14 protein-coding genes are annotated in these 17,772 nt (G+C 61.1%); 5 read left to right on the plus strand and 9 right to left on the minus strand.

Going from position 1 to position 17,772, the window contains the following annotated elements; all coding sequences use genetic code 11:
• Window positions 1–466 precede the first annotated feature (466 nt).
• From M5G20_RS21350 to M5G20_RS21370, 5 genes are all read left to right on the plus strand, one after another.
• A complete protein-coding gene (locus M5G20_RS21350) occupies window positions 467–1,627 on the plus strand; it encodes an efflux RND transporter periplasmic adaptor subunit (protein ID WP_273920728.1) in 1,161 nt (386 codons plus the stop codon).
• On the plus strand, window positions 1,624–4,731 hold the full coding sequence (locus M5G20_RS21355) for a multidrug efflux RND transporter permease subunit (RefSeq protein ID WP_273920729.1): 3,108 nt from the start codon (window positions 1,624–1,626) through the stop codon (window positions 4,729–4,731). The genes M5G20_RS21350 and M5G20_RS21355 overlap by 4 nt, the downstream gene beginning before the upstream one ends.
• Before the next feature lie 8 nt (window positions 4,732–4,739).
• Window positions 4,740–5,417 (plus strand): heavy metal response regulator transcription factor, encoded by a 678-nt coding sequence (locus M5G20_RS21360; RefSeq protein ID WP_273920730.1) that lies wholly within the window; start codon window positions 4,740–4,742, stop codon window positions 5,415–5,417.
• Window positions 5,407–6,771, plus strand: a complete 1,365-nt coding sequence (locus M5G20_RS21365; protein WP_273920732.1) for a heavy metal sensor histidine kinase — start codon at window positions 5,407–5,409, stop codon at window positions 6,769–6,771. The genes M5G20_RS21360 and M5G20_RS21365 overlap by 11 nt, the downstream gene beginning before the upstream one ends.
• A gap of 166 nt (window positions 6,772–6,937) precedes the next feature.
• Entirely contained in the window at window positions 6,938–7,156 is a 219-nt protein-coding gene (locus M5G20_RS21370) for a hypothetical protein (RefSeq protein ID WP_337994299.1), read from the plus strand.
• Between the two features lie 154 nt (window positions 7,157–7,310).
• Here the strand turns inward: M5G20_RS21370 and lpxC are convergent, their stop codons facing one another.
• From lpxC to murD, 9 genes are all read right to left on the minus strand, one after another.
• On the minus strand, window positions 7,311–8,222 hold the full coding sequence (lpxC, locus tag M5G20_RS21375; protein ID WP_075945611.1) for a UDP-3-O-acyl-N-acetylglucosamine deacetylase: 912 nt from the start codon (window positions 8,220–8,222) through the stop codon (window positions 7,311–7,313).
• A gap of 112 nt (window positions 8,223–8,334) precedes the next feature.
• Window positions 8,335–9,528 (minus strand): cell division protein FtsZ, encoded by a 1,194-nt coding sequence (gene ftsZ, locus M5G20_RS21380; RefSeq protein ID WP_075945612.1) that lies wholly within the window; start codon window positions 9,526–9,528, stop codon window positions 8,335–8,337.
• A 71-nt stretch (window positions 9,529–9,599) separates the two neighbouring features.
• Complete coding sequence (gene ftsA, locus M5G20_RS21385; RefSeq protein WP_056853192.1) at window positions 9,600–10,859, minus strand: cell division protein FtsA; 1,260 nt, start codon at window positions 10,857–10,859, stop codon at window positions 9,600–9,602.
• Between the two features lie 15 nt (window positions 10,860–10,874).
• On the minus strand, window positions 10,875–11,741 hold the full coding sequence (locus M5G20_RS21390) for a cell division protein FtsQ/DivIB (protein ID WP_273920736.1): 867 nt from the start codon (window positions 11,739–11,741) through the stop codon (window positions 10,875–10,877).
• Window positions 11,742–11,745: 4 nt separating this feature from the next.
• The gene (locus M5G20_RS21395) at window positions 11,746–12,702 is read right to left on the minus strand and encodes a D-alanine--D-alanine ligase (RefSeq protein WP_273920738.1); all 957 of its coding nucleotides are present in this window, start codon (window positions 12,700–12,702) and stop codon (window positions 11,746–11,748) included.
• Window positions 12,699–14,159 carry a UDP-N-acetylmuramate--L-alanine ligase gene (gene murC, locus M5G20_RS21400; RefSeq protein ID WP_273920739.1) on the minus strand — a complete coding sequence of 487 codons (1,461 nt, stop codon included), beginning with the start codon at window positions 14,157–14,159 and terminating at the stop codon, window positions 12,699–12,701. The genes M5G20_RS21395 and murC overlap by 4 nt, the downstream gene beginning before the upstream one ends.
• Entirely contained in the window at window positions 14,152–15,222 is a 1,071-nt protein-coding gene (gene murG, locus M5G20_RS21405) for an undecaprenyldiphospho-muramoylpentapeptide beta-N-acetylglucosaminyltransferase (RefSeq protein WP_273920740.1), read from the minus strand. The genes murC and murG overlap by 8 nt, the downstream gene beginning before the upstream one ends.
• Window positions 15,212–16,423, minus strand: a complete 1,212-nt coding sequence (ftsW, locus tag M5G20_RS21410) for a putative lipid II flippase FtsW (RefSeq protein ID WP_273920782.1) — start codon at window positions 16,421–16,423, stop codon at window positions 15,212–15,214. The genes murG and ftsW overlap by 11 nt, the downstream gene beginning before the upstream one ends.
• 2 nt (window positions 16,424–16,425) lie before the next feature.
• Window positions 16,426–17,772: a UDP-N-acetylmuramoyl-L-alanine--D-glutamate ligase gene (murD, locus tag M5G20_RS21415; protein WP_273920741.1), complete on the minus strand. Its 1,347-nt coding sequence runs from the start codon at window positions 17,770–17,772 to the stop codon at window positions 16,426–16,428.

The following is a 17,772-nucleotide window of genomic DNA, read 5'->3' on the forward strand; positions in this document are numbered from 1 at the left end:
TCTTCACCACTCCACAGGCCGAGCGTTAGCTCGCCTGCCGCTCTTGATCTTGATCTTGATCCACCCGCCCCCTCGGCAGGCTGAGTGGAGGTTCTGCGCAGTGGGCAACCCGGCATGGATGCCGGGTTAGCCGCCCCCGGCCATGGATGGCCGATGGCGGCGGGCCCACGGAGCAGGACCGGAGCGAGGGCATGCCGAGCCCAGGCGAGGCACCGAACGAAAGGGGCAAGAGCCCTTTGGTTACTTTGGGGCTTTTCCAAAGTGACCCGCTGTAAGAGCGGAACCCTAAGCAGCCGTTACCGCAGCAACGGATATGTACTCGATCCCCCTACAGCCTGGTCGGCCCAGAGGCCGCCAAGGCGAGCCAAACTGACAGCGCCGTCAGTTAGCCGTCAGCTTCCCGACTACCAAACAGGTTTATAAAGGGACATACCCACCTGTAACCCAGCCCCGGCGCCCCACTCGCATGCGAATCCAGCAAAAGCCCGCCCTGCTCGTCGCCCTCCTGATCATCCTGGCAGCGCTGGGCGTGTGGTACGCCATCAAACCCGCCAAAGCAAAACCGGCCAGCCCCACCGCCATCCCCGTGCGGGTGGTCAGCGTGACCGAAAAAGATGTTCCGCGCTTCGTCAGCGGCATCGGCTCGGTGCTCTCACTGCACAGCGTCGTGGTCCGCCCGCAAATCGACGGCATCCTCACCAAAATCATGGTCAAGGAAGGCCAACGGGTGAAAAAAGGCGACCTGCTGGCCACCATCGACGATCGCTCGATCCGCGCCAGCCTCGACCAGGCCCGGGCGCAACTGGGCGAAAGCCAGGCGCAGCTGCAAGTGGCGCTGGTCAACCTCAAACGCTACAAACTGCTGAGCGTCGACGACGGCGTCTCCAAGCAGACCTACGACCAGCAACAAGCACTGGTTAACCAGCTCAAAGCCACCGCCCAGGGCAACCAGGCCTCCATTGATGCTGCTCAGGTGCAACTGTCCTACACACAGATTCGCTCTCCGGTGACCGGTCGCGTCGGTATTCGCACAGTGGATGAAGGCAACTTCCTGCGCATGACCGACGCTCAGGGCCTGTTCACCGTGACCCAGATCGACCCGATCGCCGTAGAGTTCTCCCTGCCGCAACAAATGCTGCCAACCCTGCAGGGCCTGATCAACGACCCTCAGCATGCCCGGGTGAAGGCCTACATCGGTGCCGACTCCGACGGCGAAACCGGCAACCTGTTGGGCGAAGGCCATTTGACCCTGATCGACAACCAGATCAACGCCAACACCGGCACCATTCGCGCCAAGGCCGAATTCAACAACCCGGGACAGAAACTCTGGCCGGGCCTGCTGGTGACGGTAAAAATTCAGACCGCATTGGATAGAGATGCGTTGGTCGTGCCGCCCAACGTCGTACAACGGGGCCTCGATCAACATTTCGTCTATCGCCTCAATGGCGACAAGGTCGAAACCGTCCCGGTGCAAATGGTCTATCAGGACAGCGGTCAGAACATCATCAAAGGCGTACAGCCTGGGGATAAACTGGTCAGCGACGGTCAGTCCCGCCTCAAACCCGGCTCGACGGTGCAGGTGCTGACCGAACCGCCGCAGGTGGTGCAATCGGAGCCAACACCATGAAGGGCCACGGTTCGATCTCCGCCTGGTGCATCGACCATCCGGTGGCGACCATCCTGCTGACCTTTGCCTTGGTGCTGCTGGGCGCGATGGCCTTCCCGCGCCTGCCCATCGCGCCGCTGCCGGAGGCGGAATTCCCGACCATCCAGGTGGCCGCGCAACTGCCCGGCGCCAGCCCGGAAACCATGGCCTCGTCGGTGGCCACCCCTCTGGAAGTGCAATTCAGCGCCATTCCCGGCGTGACCCAGATGACCTCGAGCAGCGCCCTCGGCTCGACCAACCTGACCCTGCAATTCACCCTCGACAAGAGCATCGACACCGCCGCCCAGGAAGTGCAGGCCGCGATTAACACCGCCGCCGGCAAGCTGCCCAAGGACATGCCCAACCTGCCGACCTGGCGCAAGGTCAACCCGGCCGACAGCCCGGTGTTGATCCTCAGCGTCAACTCGTCGCTGATGCCCGGCCCGGAGCTCAGCGACCTGACGGAAACCTTGTTGTCCCGTCAGCTCAGTCAGGTCGACGGTGTAGGACAGGTCTCCATTACCGGTCAGCAACGTCCGGCGATTCGCGTTCAGGTGTCCGCCGATAAACTGGCGGCCATCGGCCTGACCCTGGCCGACATCCGTCTGGCCATCCAGCAAACCAGCCTCAACCTGGCCAAAGGTGCGCTCTACGGCGAGTCGAGCATCTCAACGCTGTCGACCAATGATCAACTGTTCCATCCCGACGAATACAGCCAGCTGATCGTTTCCTACAAGGATGGCGCACCGGTTCACCTCAAAGATGTCGCCAAAGTCGTCAACGGTTCGGAAAATGATTACGTTCAGGCCTGGGCCGGATCGCAGCCGGGCGTAAACCTGGTGATCTTCCGCCAGCCAGGCGCCAACATCGTCGAGACCGTGGATCGCATTCAGGCGGCACTGCCGGCGCTGCAAGCGATGTTGCCGGCCTCGGTGCAGGTCAAGGTGCTGATCGACCGCACCCAGACCATCCGCGCGTCGCTGCATGAAGTGGAAATCACCTTGCTGATCGCCGTGCTGCTGGTGGTGGCCGTGATGGCGCTGTTCCTGCGCCAGTTGTCGGCCACGCTGATTGTGTCGGCGGTGCTCGGTGTGTCGCTGATCGCCAGTTTTGCCCTGATGTATGTCATGGGCTTCAGCCTGAACAACCTGACGCTGGTGGCGATCGTGGTGGCCGTGGGGTTTGTGGTCGACGATGCGATTGTGGTGGTGGAGAACATTCACCGCCATCTGGAGGCCGGCGACGGCATGCGCGAGGCGGCGATCAAGGGTGCCGGGGAAATCGGCTTCACCGTGGTCTCGATCAGTTTCTCGCTGGTGGCGGCATTCATTCCGCTGCTGTTCATGGGTGGCGTGGTCGGGCGGCTGTTCAAGGAATTTGCCTTGACTGCCACCTCGACCATCATGATTTCGGTGGTGGTGTCCCTGACATTGGCGCCAACCCTGGCCGCGCTGTTCATGCGCGCGCCGGCGCATCATGCCCACGACAAACCGGGCTTTGGTGAGCGCTTGTTGGCGTGGTACGAAAAAGGCCTGCGCCGCGCCCTCGCCCATCAGAAAACCATGATCGGCGTGTTCGCGCTGTCACTGGGTCTGGCCGTTGCCGGTTACATCTTCATTCCCAAGGGCTTCTTTCCGATTCAGGACACCGGTTTTGTCCTGGGTACGACTGAAGCCGCTGCCGATATTTCCTACGGCGACATGGTGAAAAAACACCTGGCGATGGCCGAAATCGTCGCCGCCGATCCCGCCGTCGACACCTTCTCGCACTCGGTCGGGGTCTCGGGCAGTAACCAGACCATCGCCAACGGACGGTTCTGGATCACCCTGAAAAAACGCGGTGACCGCGACGTCTCGGCCAGTGAGTTCATTGACCGGATTCGCCCGCAACTGATGAAAGTGCCGGGCATCGTCCTGTACCTGCGTGCCGGGCAAGACATCAACCTCAGTTCTGGCCCGAGCCGCGCCCAATACCAATATGTGCTCAAAAGCAACGACGGCCCGACCCTGAGCACCTGGACCCAGCGCCTCACGGAAAAACTGCGCGCCAACCCGGCCTTTCGCGATATTTCCAACGACCTGCAACTGGGCGGCAGCATCACCCACATCAGCATCGACCGCAGCGCCGCGGCCCGTTTCGGCCTCACTGCCAGCGATGTCGACGAAGCGCTGTACGATGCGTTTGGCCAGCGGCAGATCAACGAATTCCAGACCCAGATCAATCAGTACAACGTGATTCTGGAACTCGACACCCGGCAACGCGGCAAAGCCGAAAGCCTCAACTATTTCTACCTGCGCTCGCCGCTGAGCGGGGAAATGGTGCCGCTGTCGGCCCTGGCCAGATTCGATGCGCCGACCATCGGCCCGCTGTCCATCGCCCACGACGGCATGTTCCCGGCCGCCAACCTGTCGTTCAACCTGGCCCCCGGCGTGGCGTTGGGCGATGCGGTGATCATGCTCAATCAAGCCAAGGTCGACATCGGCATGCCGGCGGCCATCAGCGGTAATTTCCAGGGGGCGGCGCAGGCCTTCCAGAGTTCGCTGGCCAGCCAGCCATGGCTGATTCTCGCAGCACTGCTGGCGGTGTACATCATTCTCGGTGTGCTCTACGAGAGCTTCGTGCATCCGCTGACGATCATCTCGACATTGCCCTCGGCCGGCCTCGGCGCGGTGATCATGTTGTGGATCTGCGGCCAGGATTTTTCGATCATGGCGCTGATCGGGCTGGTGTTGTTGATCGGCATCGTGAAGAAGAACGGCATCCTGATGATCGACTTCGCACTCGAAGCCCAGCGCAACGGTGGCCTGTCGCCGGAAGAGGCGATCTTCAAGGCTTGTATCACCCGTTTCCGGCCGATCATCATGACCACCCTCGCCGCCCTGCTCGGCGCCCTGCCGCTGATGCTCGGCTACGGCACCGGAGCCGAACTGCGCCAACCATTGGGGATCGCCGTAGTCGGTGGCTTGCTGGTGAGCCAGGCGCTGACGCTGTTCACCACGCCGGTCATATACTTATGGCTGGAGCGTTTATTTCATAGGCACACTCCAGCAGCTGCGCCCACACCGGCGCTGGCGACCACAGACTGAGGCGGGTCATGCGCGTTCTGATTATCGAAGACGAAGAAAAAACCGCGGACTATCTGCACCGCGGCCTGACGGAACAGGGTTACACCGTGGACCTGGCTCGCGATGGCGTGGAAGGTCTGCACATGGCGCTGGAAAGCGACTACGCGGTGATCGTCCTCGACGTGATGCTGCCGGGCCTCGACGGCTTTGGCGTCCTGCGTGCCTTGCGTGCACGCAAGCAAACCCCGGTGATCATGCTCACTGCCCGCGAGCGGGTGGAAGACCGTATCAGGGGCCTGCGCGACGGGGCCGACGATTACCTCGGCAAACCGTTTTCCTTCCTTGAACTGGTGGCGCGCCTGCAAGCGCTGACCCGCCGCAGTGGCGGCCATGAACCGGTGCAAGTGAGCATCGCCGACCTGTGGATAGATTTGATCAGCCGCAAGGCCACCCGCGCCGGCACGCGACTGGAGCTGACCGCCAAGGAGTTCTCGCTGCTCAGCGTCCTGGCCCGGCGCCAGGGTGAAATCCTCTCGAAAACCGCCATCGCCGAAATGGTCTGGGACATCAATTTCGACAGCGACGCCAACGTCGTCGAAGTCGCGATCAAACGCCTGCGGGCCAAGCTCGACGGGCCTTTCGAAGAGAAACTGCTGCACACGATTCGTGGCATGGGTTATGTGCTGGAGAGCCGTGGTGTCCAGTAATTCCATTGCGCTGCGCCTGAGCGGGATGTTTACGCTGGTGGCGCTGTTGGTGTTTTTGTTAATCGGTTGGGCGCTCTACCAACAGGTCGACAAAGGCCTGGGATTGTTGCCCGAAGCCGAACTGGATGCGCGCTACAGCGTGCTTGAATCCACCGTGGGCCGCTACGGCACGCCCGAGCATTGGGTGAAGATCAACAACAAGCTCAAGCTGCTGGGCGAAGAAGACAAGCGCATCAGCTTCTGGATCGTCAGCGGCGATGCGCGCTACGAATACGGCAACCCAACACCGCAGATCCGCGCTTTCGCCGAAGGCTCGCTGGGCATGCGCGACATGCTCCTGCCGGATCAGCCCTACCCGCTGAAAGTGCTGGTCAGCGAATTCCCGGCCAAGGATCAGCGTCCGCCACTGCGCTTCATGATCGCCATCGACACCGAGACCTTTCACCAGACCCAGCATCAACTGCTGATTGCCTTGATCGCCCTGGCGATCGTTGGCGTGCTGATGGCCTCGGCGCTGGGGTATTGGGTGGCGCGCATTGGCCTCAAACCATTGATCAAACTGTCCCACGAGGCCCAGCGGCTGGCCCCGCCCCTGCGCTCCGGGCGCTTGCGCCTGTCGCCGTTGCCGCCGGAGCTGGATCAGTTCGTCAACGCCTTCAACTCCACCCTGGAGCGGGTCGAACAGGCTTACTCGCGCCTGGAGTCGTTCAACGCCGATGTCGCCCATGAATTGCGCTCACCGCTGACCAATCTGATCGGCCAGACCCAGGTGGCACTGACCCGTGGACGCTCGGCGGAGCATTATTTCGAAGTGCTGCAATCGAACCTCGAAGAACTTGAGCGTCTGCGCTCGATCATCAATGACATGCTGTTCCTCGCCAGTGCGGATCAGGGCAGCAAAGCGACCAAACTGACCTCGACTTCGCTGGCCGATGAAGTGGCGACCACCCTGGAGTACCTCGATTTCATCCTCGAGGACGCCCGGGTCGAAGTACACGTCAGCGGGGATGCCCGGGTGCGCATCGAGATCGCGCATTTGCGCCGGGCCTTGATCAACCTGTTGAGCAACGCGGTGCAGCACACCGAGCCCGGGCAGGTGATTGAAGTAAGGATCGAAGCCGGGGAGCATCAGGTCAGCATCGGTGTGGCGAACCCCGGTTCGCCGATTGCCAGCGAACATCTGCCACGGTTGTTCGAGCGCTTCTATCGCGTTGACGCCTCGCGCAGCAACAGCGGCAACAACCATGGGTTGGGGCTGGCGATCGTCAAGGCGATTGCGTTGATGCATGGGGGGGATGTGTTTGTACGCAGTGACCACGGGATGAACACGTTCGGCATTCACCTTCCTGTCTGAGACACACAAAATACCCTGGCGAGCGAGCTTGCTCGCGCTGGGCTGGCATCACCACTATTGCCGTAACCGCAATAGTCCTTTCATGAATCCGCGCTTTTTCCCAACGCCCGACATCCTTATCTTTGCCCGCACCAAACAGCACTTGCCAAGCAAGAAGGTTTTAAAGATGTCCAACAGTATGGGTATTGCCAGCGCTTTCGTTTTGTCCTCTTTGTTCCTGTCGCCATTCGCCATGGCCGAAGAGTCGCAGGCCTTTGTTGCACAAAACAGCGCTCGTGCCGCTGCGTACAAAGAGCACCAAAGTGAGATGACAGCCAAAGCCCGGGAAGCCACCCAAGCTCCACAAGCGTCGAGCATTCAGTCCCGAGTCGACAAAAACAGCTGATTTTCGCGCATCGCTCCACTTTCCCTCGACACTTTTCATCGGCTCTTCCCTTTGAAAAGTTGTCTTCAAAGCCGCTACTGTCAGCGGCTTTTTTTTGTTGCATAAAAAAAGGCCACCCGAAGGTAGCCTTTAAAAAACTAGAGAGGTTTTTTACTTACACGGCCGCAACAGGGCGCATGTAAGAGATCGGTGCAGTGCTGGCGTCTTCGAAAGTCACGACTTCCCAAGCATCTGTCTGCTCAATCAACTTGCGCAGCAGCTGGTTGTTCAATGCATGTCCGGACTTGAAGCCCTTGAACTCACCAATCAGGCTATTGCCCAGCAGGTAGAGGTCACCAATTGCATCGAGGATCTTGTGCTTCACGAATTCGTCTTCATAGCGAAGGCCGTCTTCGTTCAGTACACCATCCGCGTCGACCACAATAGCGTTTTCAACGCTGCCGCCGAGTGCGAGGTTGTGCTTGCGCAGGTACTCGATGTCACTCATGAAACCAAAGGTACGGGCGCGGCTGACTTCTTTTACGAACGAAGTGCTGGAAAAATCCACGCTTGCACTTTGTGTGCGGTCACGGAAAACCGGGTGATCGAAATCGATCTCGAAGCTCACCTTGAAACCTTCGAAAGGGACGAAAGTGGCGCGCTTGTCGCCGTCTTCCACTGTCACTTCACGCAGGATGCGGATGAACTTCTTGGCAGCGTCCTGTTCTTCCAGGCCAGCCGACTGAATCAGAAATACGAAGGGTCCAGCGCTACCATCCATGATCGGGACTTCGGACGCGGAGAGCTCGACGTAGGCGTTATCGATGCCCAGGCCAGCCATGGCCGAGAGCAAGTGCTCCACCGTATCCACTTTGGTGTCACCGTTGACCAATGTGGTCGACATCGTGGTTTCACCAACGTTTTCCGCGCGAGCCGGGATCTGCACCACAGGGTCCAGGTCGGCACGAACAAACACGATGCCGGTGTCGACAGGCGCAGGCTTGAGGGTCAGGTAGACCTTCTCCCCGGAGTGCAGACCTACACCTGTGGCACGGATAATATTTTTCAGTGTGCGTTGTTTAATCATGGCTTGGGCCGCTTCAGCGCAAATTGCGAACTGGTATCAACAAAGGCTGGCGATGATAGCAGACCACGCCTTTGCTGAACACCAATCACCTTCATAGCCCTGATACATTTCATCAATCGGCCTGACGACGCAGGAATGCCGGGATGTCCAGGTAGTCCAGATCATCTTGCGGATTCATCTTCGCGGCAGCCGCAGCACCGGCCTGAGCCTGGTTGCGCATGACGGTCGGACGGTCCAGGTCACGGTAGTTAACCGCTGGAGCTTCCTGACGAACAGGGGCTTGTTGTTGTGGCTGCGAAGGCATCGAAGTGTGAACGGTATTGTCGATGACCTTCACAGGCTTCTCGATTTTAGCGCCCAGACCGGTTGCAACGACAGTCACGTGCAGCTCGTCGCGCATGTCCGGATCGATAACAGTACCGACCTTGACCATCGCGTGCTCGGAAGCGAAGGCTTCGATGATGCTACCCACGTCGGAGTACTCACCCAGGGACAGGTCAGGACCGGCGGTGATGTTCACCAGGATGCCGCGTGCACCTTGCAGGTTCACGTCTTCGAGCAACGGGTTGCGAATGGCCGCTTCGGTGGCTTCACGTGCACGGTTCGGACCGCTGGCGCAGCCAGTGCCCATCATCGCCATGCCCATTTCGCTCATCACGGTGCGCACGTCGGCGAAGTCGACGTTGATCATGCCCGGACGCTTGATGATGTCGGAGATACCGCGAACGGCACCGGCCAGTACATCGTCAGCCTTGGCGAAAGCCGACAGCAGGCTGGCGTCTTTACCGAGGATGGTCAGCAGCTTCTCGTTGGGGATAGTGATCAACGAGTCGACGCTTTCAGACAGCAGGCGAATACCTTCGTCGGCCAGCTGCATGCGCTTGCGACCTTCGAACGGGAATGGACGGGTCACCACCGCAACGGTGAGGATCCCCATTTCCTTGGCCACTTCGGCAATGATCGGCGCAGCACCGGTACCGGTACCACCGCCCATGCCAGTGGTGATGAACACCATGTTGGTGCCCTGCAGGACTTCGGCAATGCGCTCACGGTCTTCGAGAGCGGCCTGACGACCTACTTCAGGGTTGGCACCGGCACCCAGACCTTTGGTCACGCCAGTACCCAGTTGCAGGATGGTCCGCGCGCTGATGCTTTTCAGCGCCTGGGCATCAGTGTTGGCGCAGATGAACTCAACGCCTTCAATGTTGCTCTTGACCATGTGGTTGACAGCGTTGCCGCCGCCTCCGCCAACACCGATAACCTTAATGACCGGGCTTGCGGGGATGTTGTCTACGAGTTCGAACATTTTCCCTCTCCTTTACGTTCTCTAGTTTTTTCGCCTACTGCGTGTATCTACAACGGTGCTGCGGTAAATCTTCAGAAATTGCCCTGGACCCAGCTCTTGATGCGATCGAGCAAGGCGCCTTTGGGCTCTTCGTTGCTGTAGCTGTCGCGACTGCCGATGCCCGAGAACGAAATGCCGTCGGATTGCTTCTGCAGGCCGTACATCAACAGGCCAACGCCGGTGGAATAGATCGGGTTGCGGACCACGTCATCCAGGCCTCGCACGCCGTGCGGAACGCCCAGGCGTACCGGCATGTGGAAGATTTCCTCGGCCAGTTCGGTGGCGCCTTCCATCTTCGACGTACCGCCGGTCAGCACGATGCCGGCCGGGATCAGGTCTTCGTAGCCGCTGCGACGCAGCTCGGCCTGGATCAGCGTGAACAGCTCGTCGTAACGCGGCTCGACCACTTCGGCCAAGGCCTGGCGGGACAGTTCGCGCGGCGGACGGTCGCCAACACTCGGCACCTTGATGGTTTCACCGGCACCCGCCAGCTTGGCCAGGGCGCAGGCGTAGCGAATCTTGATTTCTTCGGCGTACTGGGTCGGGGTGCGCAACGCCATGGCGATGTCGTTGGTCACCTGATCGCCCGCAATCGGGATCACCGCGGTGTGGCGGATCGCGCCTTCGGTGAAGATCGCGATGTCGGTGGTGCCACCGCCAATGTCCACCAGGCACACGCCCAGCTCTTTCTCGTCGTCGGTCAGGACCGAATAGGCCGAAGCCAGTTGCTCGAGAATGATGTCGTCGATTTCCAGGCCACAGCGGCGCACGCATTTTTCAATGTTCTGTGCGGCGTTGACGGCGCAGGTGACCACGTGAACCTTGGCTTCCAGACGAACGCCGGACATGCCCAGTGGCTCGCGCACGCCTTCCTGGTTATCGATCACGTAATCCTGCGGCAGGGTGTGCAGCACACGCTGGTCGGCCGGGATCGCCACGGCCTGGGCAGCGTCGAGTACGCGCTCAAGGTCGGCGGAGCTGACTTCGCGATCACGAATTGCCACGATGCCGTGGGAGTTCAGGCTGCGGATGTGATTGCCGGCCACGCCGACAAATGCCGAGTGAATGCGGCAACCAGCCATCAGCTGCGCTTCTTCAATCGCGCGCTGGATCGATTGCACGGTGGACTCGATGTTCACCACCACGCCTTTTTTCAGGCCACGGGACGGGTGCGTACCGATCCCGACGATTTCCAGCGTGCCGTCGTCCGAAACCTCGCCCACCAGCGCCACCACCTTGGAGGTGCCGATATCGAGACCGACGATCATTTTGCCGCTTTGCACGTTTGCCATGGGTCCTGCCTCTTCTTAATTCTTCGCGACAGCGGGTTGGGCTGCCGTCGGCGCTACTGGTTCCCGCCAGCCAACAGCGAGGCCGTTGGCGTAGCGCAGATCGATGCGCGCAATGTTCGTAATCTGTTCTTTGAGCGTCTTGTCATAGATGGCAATGAAACGGCGCATCTTTTCCACCTGGTTGCCGCGCCCCAGCAGCAGTTCGATCCCGGGGCCCGCACTGCCTGGGCCGGTGGTCAGGAACCAGCTGCCTCGTTCACGCAACTCCAGGCGCGCAATCGAGAAGCCCAGCGGTCTGAGCATCTGGCTCAGGACCTGGTATTGCTGCATCACCTGCTGTTGCGCCCGTTGTGGACCAAACAGCTGAGGCAAGTGTTCGTAGTTCGCCAACTCACGCGGGGTGAAGGCCTGGCCCTGGTTGTTCAACAGCGACTCGTCACCCCAACGGGCTACCGGCAGTTGCTCCTCCAGGCGGATCACCACTTGATCCGGCCACACCCTGCGCACTTCGGCGTGGGCAATCCATGGCATCTTTTCCAGCTCGGTGCGCATGCTCGCCAGGTCGATGGTGAAGAAACTCGACGCCACATACGGGGCGATTCGCTGCTGCACCGCTTGCTGGCTGATGTAACTCAAGTCGCCCTGCACGTTGACCTTGGTGATCGGCCGGTCGGCGTACGGCAGCAAACGCTGCGCGCCTTCGTAGGTACCGAACCCCAATGCCACCAGCAGCACCGGCCAGAACAGGCTTTTCAGAAAGCCAAAATTGGCTTTCGGCAGGCGCGCAGACATCGGCTCTTTGGCAACCATTCGGCTGGCACCCCGCGGCACCGGCTTGCGGCCGGGAGCGGGTGGCTGATGACGAAGCTGAGCGCCTTGCATGGTCTTAACCTCTTGCCTCGATACTTGCGGCCAGGATCGCCAGAACCAGTTGCTGGAAATCCAGACCGGCCGCACGGGCCGCCATCGGAACCAGACTGTGATCGGTCATGCCCGGTGCGGTATTCACTTCCAGAAACCAGAACTGCCCGTCGGCGTCCTGCATCACGTCTGCCCTGCCCCAACCGGCGATACCCAGCGCTTCACAGGCTTTCGCCGTGAGGTCCATGAGTTCCTTTTCCTTGGTGCTGTCCAGCCCGCATGGAATGCGGTACTGGGTATCGTTGGCGACGTACTTGGCGTCGTAGTCGTAGAAACTGTGCGTCGTGCCCAGGGCGATAGGAGGCAACACCTGGTCACGCAGGGTGGCGATGGTGAACTCCGGACCTTGAATCCATTGCTCGACCAACACTTGCGAATCGTAGGTACTGGCCGCTTTCCAGGCGTCGATCAATTCGGACGCGGAAGTCACTTTGGCCATACCGATACTTGAACCTTCATGGGCCGGTTTGACGATCAAAGGGAAGCCCAGTTCCGTCGCTGCCGAAATACAATCGGCCTCGCTGCGCAGTACTGCGTGACGCGGCGTCGGAATCCCGAGGCTGTGCCAGACCTGCTTGGTACGCAGCTTGTCCATGGCCAGTGCCGAGGCGAGGATGCCGCTGCCGGTGTACGGAATGCCCAGGCATTCGAGCAGGCCCTGCATGCTGCCGTCTTCACCACCGCGACCGTGGAGGATGATGAAGGCGCGGTCGATTTTTTCACTTTGCAGACGCTGCAACAGGTCATCGCCCACGTCGAGGCCGAACGCATCCACGCCCGCGCTTTGCAGCGCATCGAGAACGGCATTGCCCGACTTCAGGGACACTTCGCGCTCGGCACTCTTGCCGCCGAACAACACGGCAACGCGGCCGAAGTCCTTCGGCGCAAGGGTGGAAACGAGGTTGGCGTAAGCAGCAGTCATTTCAACTTCCCCTCGACCGGTGCTGCAACGGCACCGGCGAACAACGGACTATTCAACAGTTTTGGCGCGAGGCCACCGATATCACCGGCGCCCTGGCACAGCAGGATGTCGCCGGCACGCAGCAGCGGCTTGACCACTGGCGCGAGGTCGACACCGCGCTCGATGTAGATCGGGTCGAGCTGACCGCGCTGACGGATGCTGTTGCACAGCTTGCGGCTGTCGGCACCCGGGATCGGCTCTTCGCCGGCCGGATAGACTTCCATCAGCAGCAGTACGTTGGCGTCGGCCAGTACATTGACGAAGTCGTCGTACAGGTCGCGGGTACGGCTGTAACGGTGCGGCTGGTAGACCATCACCAGTCGACGCTCCGGCCAGCCGCCGCGCACGGCCTTGATCACCGCCGCCACTTCGGTCGGGTGATGCCCGTAGTCGTCAACCAGCATCACGCTGCCGTCGTCCACCGGCAGTTCGCCGTAGACCTGGAAGCGTCGGCCGACACCCTGGAACCCGGACAGGCCCTGGACGATGGCTTCATCGCTGACGCCTTCGTCGGTGGCGATGCAAATGGTCGCCAGTGCGTTCAATACATTGTGGTTGCCCGGCATGTTCACCGAGACATCCAGCGGCTCGCGATCCGGACGCAGCACGGTGAAGAAGGTCTGCATGCCTTGCTGACGCACATTGATGGCGCGCACGTCGCAGTCGTCGCCGAAACCGTAAGTGACGGTCGGACGCTTCACCTGTGGCAGGATTTCACGCACCACCGGATCATCCAGGCACACCACGGCCAGACCGTAGAACGGCAGGTTGTGGAGGAACTCGACGAAGGTTTTCTTCAGCTTGTTGAAGTCGCCGTCGTAAGTCGCCATGTGATCGGCGTCGATGTTGGTGACCACGGCTACCAGCGGCTGCAGGTGCAGGAAGCTGGCATCGCTTTCGTCGGCTTCGGCGATCAGGTAACGGCTGGTGCCGAGTTGGGCATTGGTGCCCGCGGCGTTCAGACGACCACCGATGACGAACGTCGGGTCCAGGCCACCGGCGGCGAACACCGAAGCGATCAGGCTGGTGGTGGTGGTTTTGCCATGAGTACCGGCGACGGCAATACCGTGGCGATAGCGCATCAGCTCAGCCAGCATTTCTGCGCGCGGTACCACCGGGATGCGGCGTTCCAGTGCGGTCGCGACTTCCGGGTTGGACGTGTTCACGGCACTCGACACCACCAGCACGTCGGCGGCGGCGGCGTTCTCGGCACGATGACCGATGAAAATTTGTGCGCCGAAGGTTTCCAGGCGCTCGGTGACCGGCGAAGCCTTCAGGTCGGAACCGGAGACTTCATAGCCCAGGTTCAACAACACTTCAGCGATCCCGCACATGCCCACGCCGCCGATACCGACGAAGTGGATGCGGCGGATGCGGCGCATTTCCGGTTGCGGCATGGCTTTCTGATTCTCAACCATGGGCCACCTCCAGGCAGGTATCGACCACGTTACGGGTAGCGTCGGGTTTGGCCAGACGGCGGGCCGCTTGGGCCATTTCTTCGAGTCGTTGCGGTTGCATCAGGACCTCTGTCAGGCGCGCGGCAAGATCCGCTGCACCAGTCGTTCTTTGTGGCATCAGGAAGGCAGCGCCTTCACGGGCCAAATAATCGGCGTTGCGGGTCTGGTGATCGTCGATCGCATGGGGCAAAGGCACCAGCAACGAAGGCAGACCGGCGGCCGCCAGTTCACTGATGGTCAGCGCGCCTGCGCGACATACCACCAGGTCGGCCCAGCCATAGGCTTGGGCCATGTCTTTGATGAAAGGCTGCACTTGCGCCTCGACGCCAGCCGCGCGATAGCGCTCTGCAGTCACTTCATCGTGGTTTTTGCCGGCCTGATGGAACACGTCCGGACGCAGGTCGACAGCGACTTGCGACAGGGCTTCAGGCAGCAACTTGTTCAACGGTTCTGCGCCCAGGCTTCCGCCGAGGATCAGCAAACGCGCCTTGCGGCCAGCCAGGGCTGGTCGCGATGTTTCGAGGAACAGCTCGGTGCGCACCGGATTACCGGTGGTCCGACGGCTGCTCGACAGGGTAAAGGTGTCGGGGAACGCTTCACAGACTCGGGCGGCGAACGGCACCAGCAACCGATTGGCGGTGCCGGCCACGGCGTTCTGTTCATGAACGATCACCGGCACGCCGGCCAGTTTGGCCGCGACGCCACCAGGACCGGTCACATAACCACCAAAACCGACCACGCAGGCTGGCCGCAGCCGACGAATGATCGCCCGCGCCTGCCAGACGGATTTGAGCAACATGAACGGCGCCTTGAGCAGCGACAACTTGCCCTTGCCCCGCAGACCGCTGGCGTTGATCCGATGCAATTCAATGCCGGCCGCCGGGACCAGATCGTTTTCAATGCCGCGCGGCGTACCCAGCCAGTGCACGGTATAGCCACGGGCCTGGAATTCACGAGCACAGGCCAGTGCCGGGAACACGTGCCCCCCGGTGCCGCCCGCCATGATCAATACGTTAGCGCCCATGGTTCGGCTCCTCGGCGAAGTCGCTCTCATGGAACTCCATCTCTTCACTGCCCAGGTGGGTTCGACTCTCCCACTCAATGCGCAACAACAACCCGAGACAGGCACAGCAGATCACCAGCGAGCTACCGCCATAACTGAGGAACGGCAAGGTCAGCCCCTTGGTCGGCAACAGGCCCACGTTCACCCCGATGTTGATCAGGAACTGGCCGATCCACAGGAACGACAACCCATAGGCAACATAGGCGGCGAAGAACTGCTTGGCCTTCTCGGCCCACAAGCCGATGTACATGCCACGGATACACACGAAGCCGAACAATGCGACGGTGCACAGGGAGCCGACCGCACCCAGCTCTTCGGCGAGGACCGAGAACACGAAGTCGGTGTGAGCTTCCGGCAGGTAGAACTGCTTCTGCACGCTGTTGCCCAGGCCAACGCCGAGCCATTCACCACGGCCGAATGCGATCAGGGCCTGGGACAGCTGATAACCGGCACCGAACTGGTCAGCCCACGGATCGGCAAAGTTGGTCAGACGCGCCATTCGATAAGGCTGCATCTGAATCAACAGCACCACGGCCCCGACGGCCAGCAGCACCATCAAGGAGAAACGGAACAAGCCGACCCCGCCAAGGAACAGCATCGCCGCCGCAGCCCCCATCATCACGACGGTGGCACCGAAGTCTGGCTCCATCAGCAACAGGCCCGCCATGGGCAGCAACACGATGAACGGCTTGAAGAAGCCCATCCAGCTTTCCCGCACTTCTTTCTGGCGACGCACCAGATAGCCGGCGAGGTAAATCACCACGAATACCTTGGCGATCTCGGAAGGCTGGACGTTGAAGAAACTGAAGCCGATCCAGCGCATCGAACCGTTCACTTCGCGGCCGATGCCCGGGATGATCACCATCACCAGCAAGCCGAACGCACCGATCAGCATCAGCCAGCCCAGGCGTTGCCAGGTAGCAATCGGGACCATCATGGTGACGATGCAGGCACCCAGGCCCAGCACCATATAAATAAGGTGGCGAATCATGTAATACAGGGCACTGCCCGACTGCACCGCCGCCACTTCGGTGGAGGCCGATGCGATCATGATCAGGCCCAGACCGAGCAACGTCAGGCAACCGGCAAGCATCGGGAAATCGAGGTCGATTCCGCGCCCGGTGATCAGCGGCGAAGGATACGGCTTGATGATGCTGAGCAGACTCATACCAGTTCCTCCACGGCTTGGACGAACTGGTGACCACGGTCTTCGTAGTTCTTGAACATGTCGAAACTGGCGCAGGCTGGCGACAGCAGCACCACGTCGCCCGGCTGGGCTGCGGCCCGGCATTGCGCCACGGCTTCGACCAGGGAACTCGCACGAATCAGCGGCACGCCATCACCGATGGCCTCGCCGATCTTGTCGGAGTCACGGCCCATCAGGATCACGGCGCGGCAGTTGGCCGCCACCGGATCGCGCAAGTCCTTGAACTCGGCACCCTTGCCATCGCCACCGGCGATCAGCACGATCTTGCCGTCGATGTCCGCGCCCAGACCTTCAATGGCCGCCAATGCAGCGCCCACGTTGGTGGCTTTGGAATCGTTGTAGTAACCCACGCCATCCAGGTCGCGTACCCACTGGCAGCGATGCTCAAGCCCGGCGAACGTCCGCAGGGCCGAAAGCATGGCATCGAACGGCAGGCCGACCGCATGGCCCAGGGCCAGGGCTGCCAATGCGTTGGACTGGTTGTGTGCGCCACGAATTTTCAGCTCGCGCACCGGCATCAGGTTCTGGAATTCGAAGGCCAGGTACTTTTCGCCGTCTTCTTCGCGAATACCGAACGCCTTGAAGTCGGGCTTGCTCAAACCGAAGGTCCAGCACGGCTGGCCCTCGCCCATCAGGGGACGGCTCAGGGCATCCTGACGGTTGACCACGAACTGCCTGGCACCACGGAAGATCCGGTGCTTGGCCAGGTGATAAGCCGGCAGACCGCTGTAACGGTCCATGTGGTCTTCGCTGATGTTCAGCACGGTCGCCACTTCGGCGTTGAGCTGATCGGTGGTTTCCAGTTGAAAACTCGACAGCTCCATCACGTACAACTCGATGTCGTCGCTGAGCAAGTCCAGCGCCGGCATACCGAGGTTGCCACCGACGGCGACGCGCTTGCCGGCCGCAGACGCCATCTCGCCGACCAGGGTGGTCACGGTGCTTTTCGCGTTGGAACCGCTGATGGCCACGATCGGCGCTTTCGCGTTACGCGCGAACAGCTCGATGTCGCCGGACAATTTCACGCCACGGGCGGCGGCAGCCTGCAGGGCCGGGGTCGCCAGGGCCAGGCCGGGGCTCACGTAGAGCTCGTCGGCACGACACAGGAATTCGACGTCCAGCTCGCCACAACGCACTTCCACGTGCGGATAGTCACGCTTGAGCGTGGCCAGTTCCGGTGGATTTTCCCGCGTATCGGCCACGGCAAACGCCACGCCCCGGCTCGCCAGGAAGCGAACCAGGGACATGCCGCTCTTGCCGAGGCCGACAACGATGCGGAAGTGGTCAGAAGCGATCAGAGACAC

The organism is Pseudomonas sp. TNT2022 ID1044 (genome assembly GCF_028656895.1).
Taxonomy (GTDB): Bacteria; Pseudomonadota; Gammaproteobacteria; order Pseudomonadales; family Pseudomonadaceae; genus Aquipseudomonas; species Aquipseudomonas reinekei.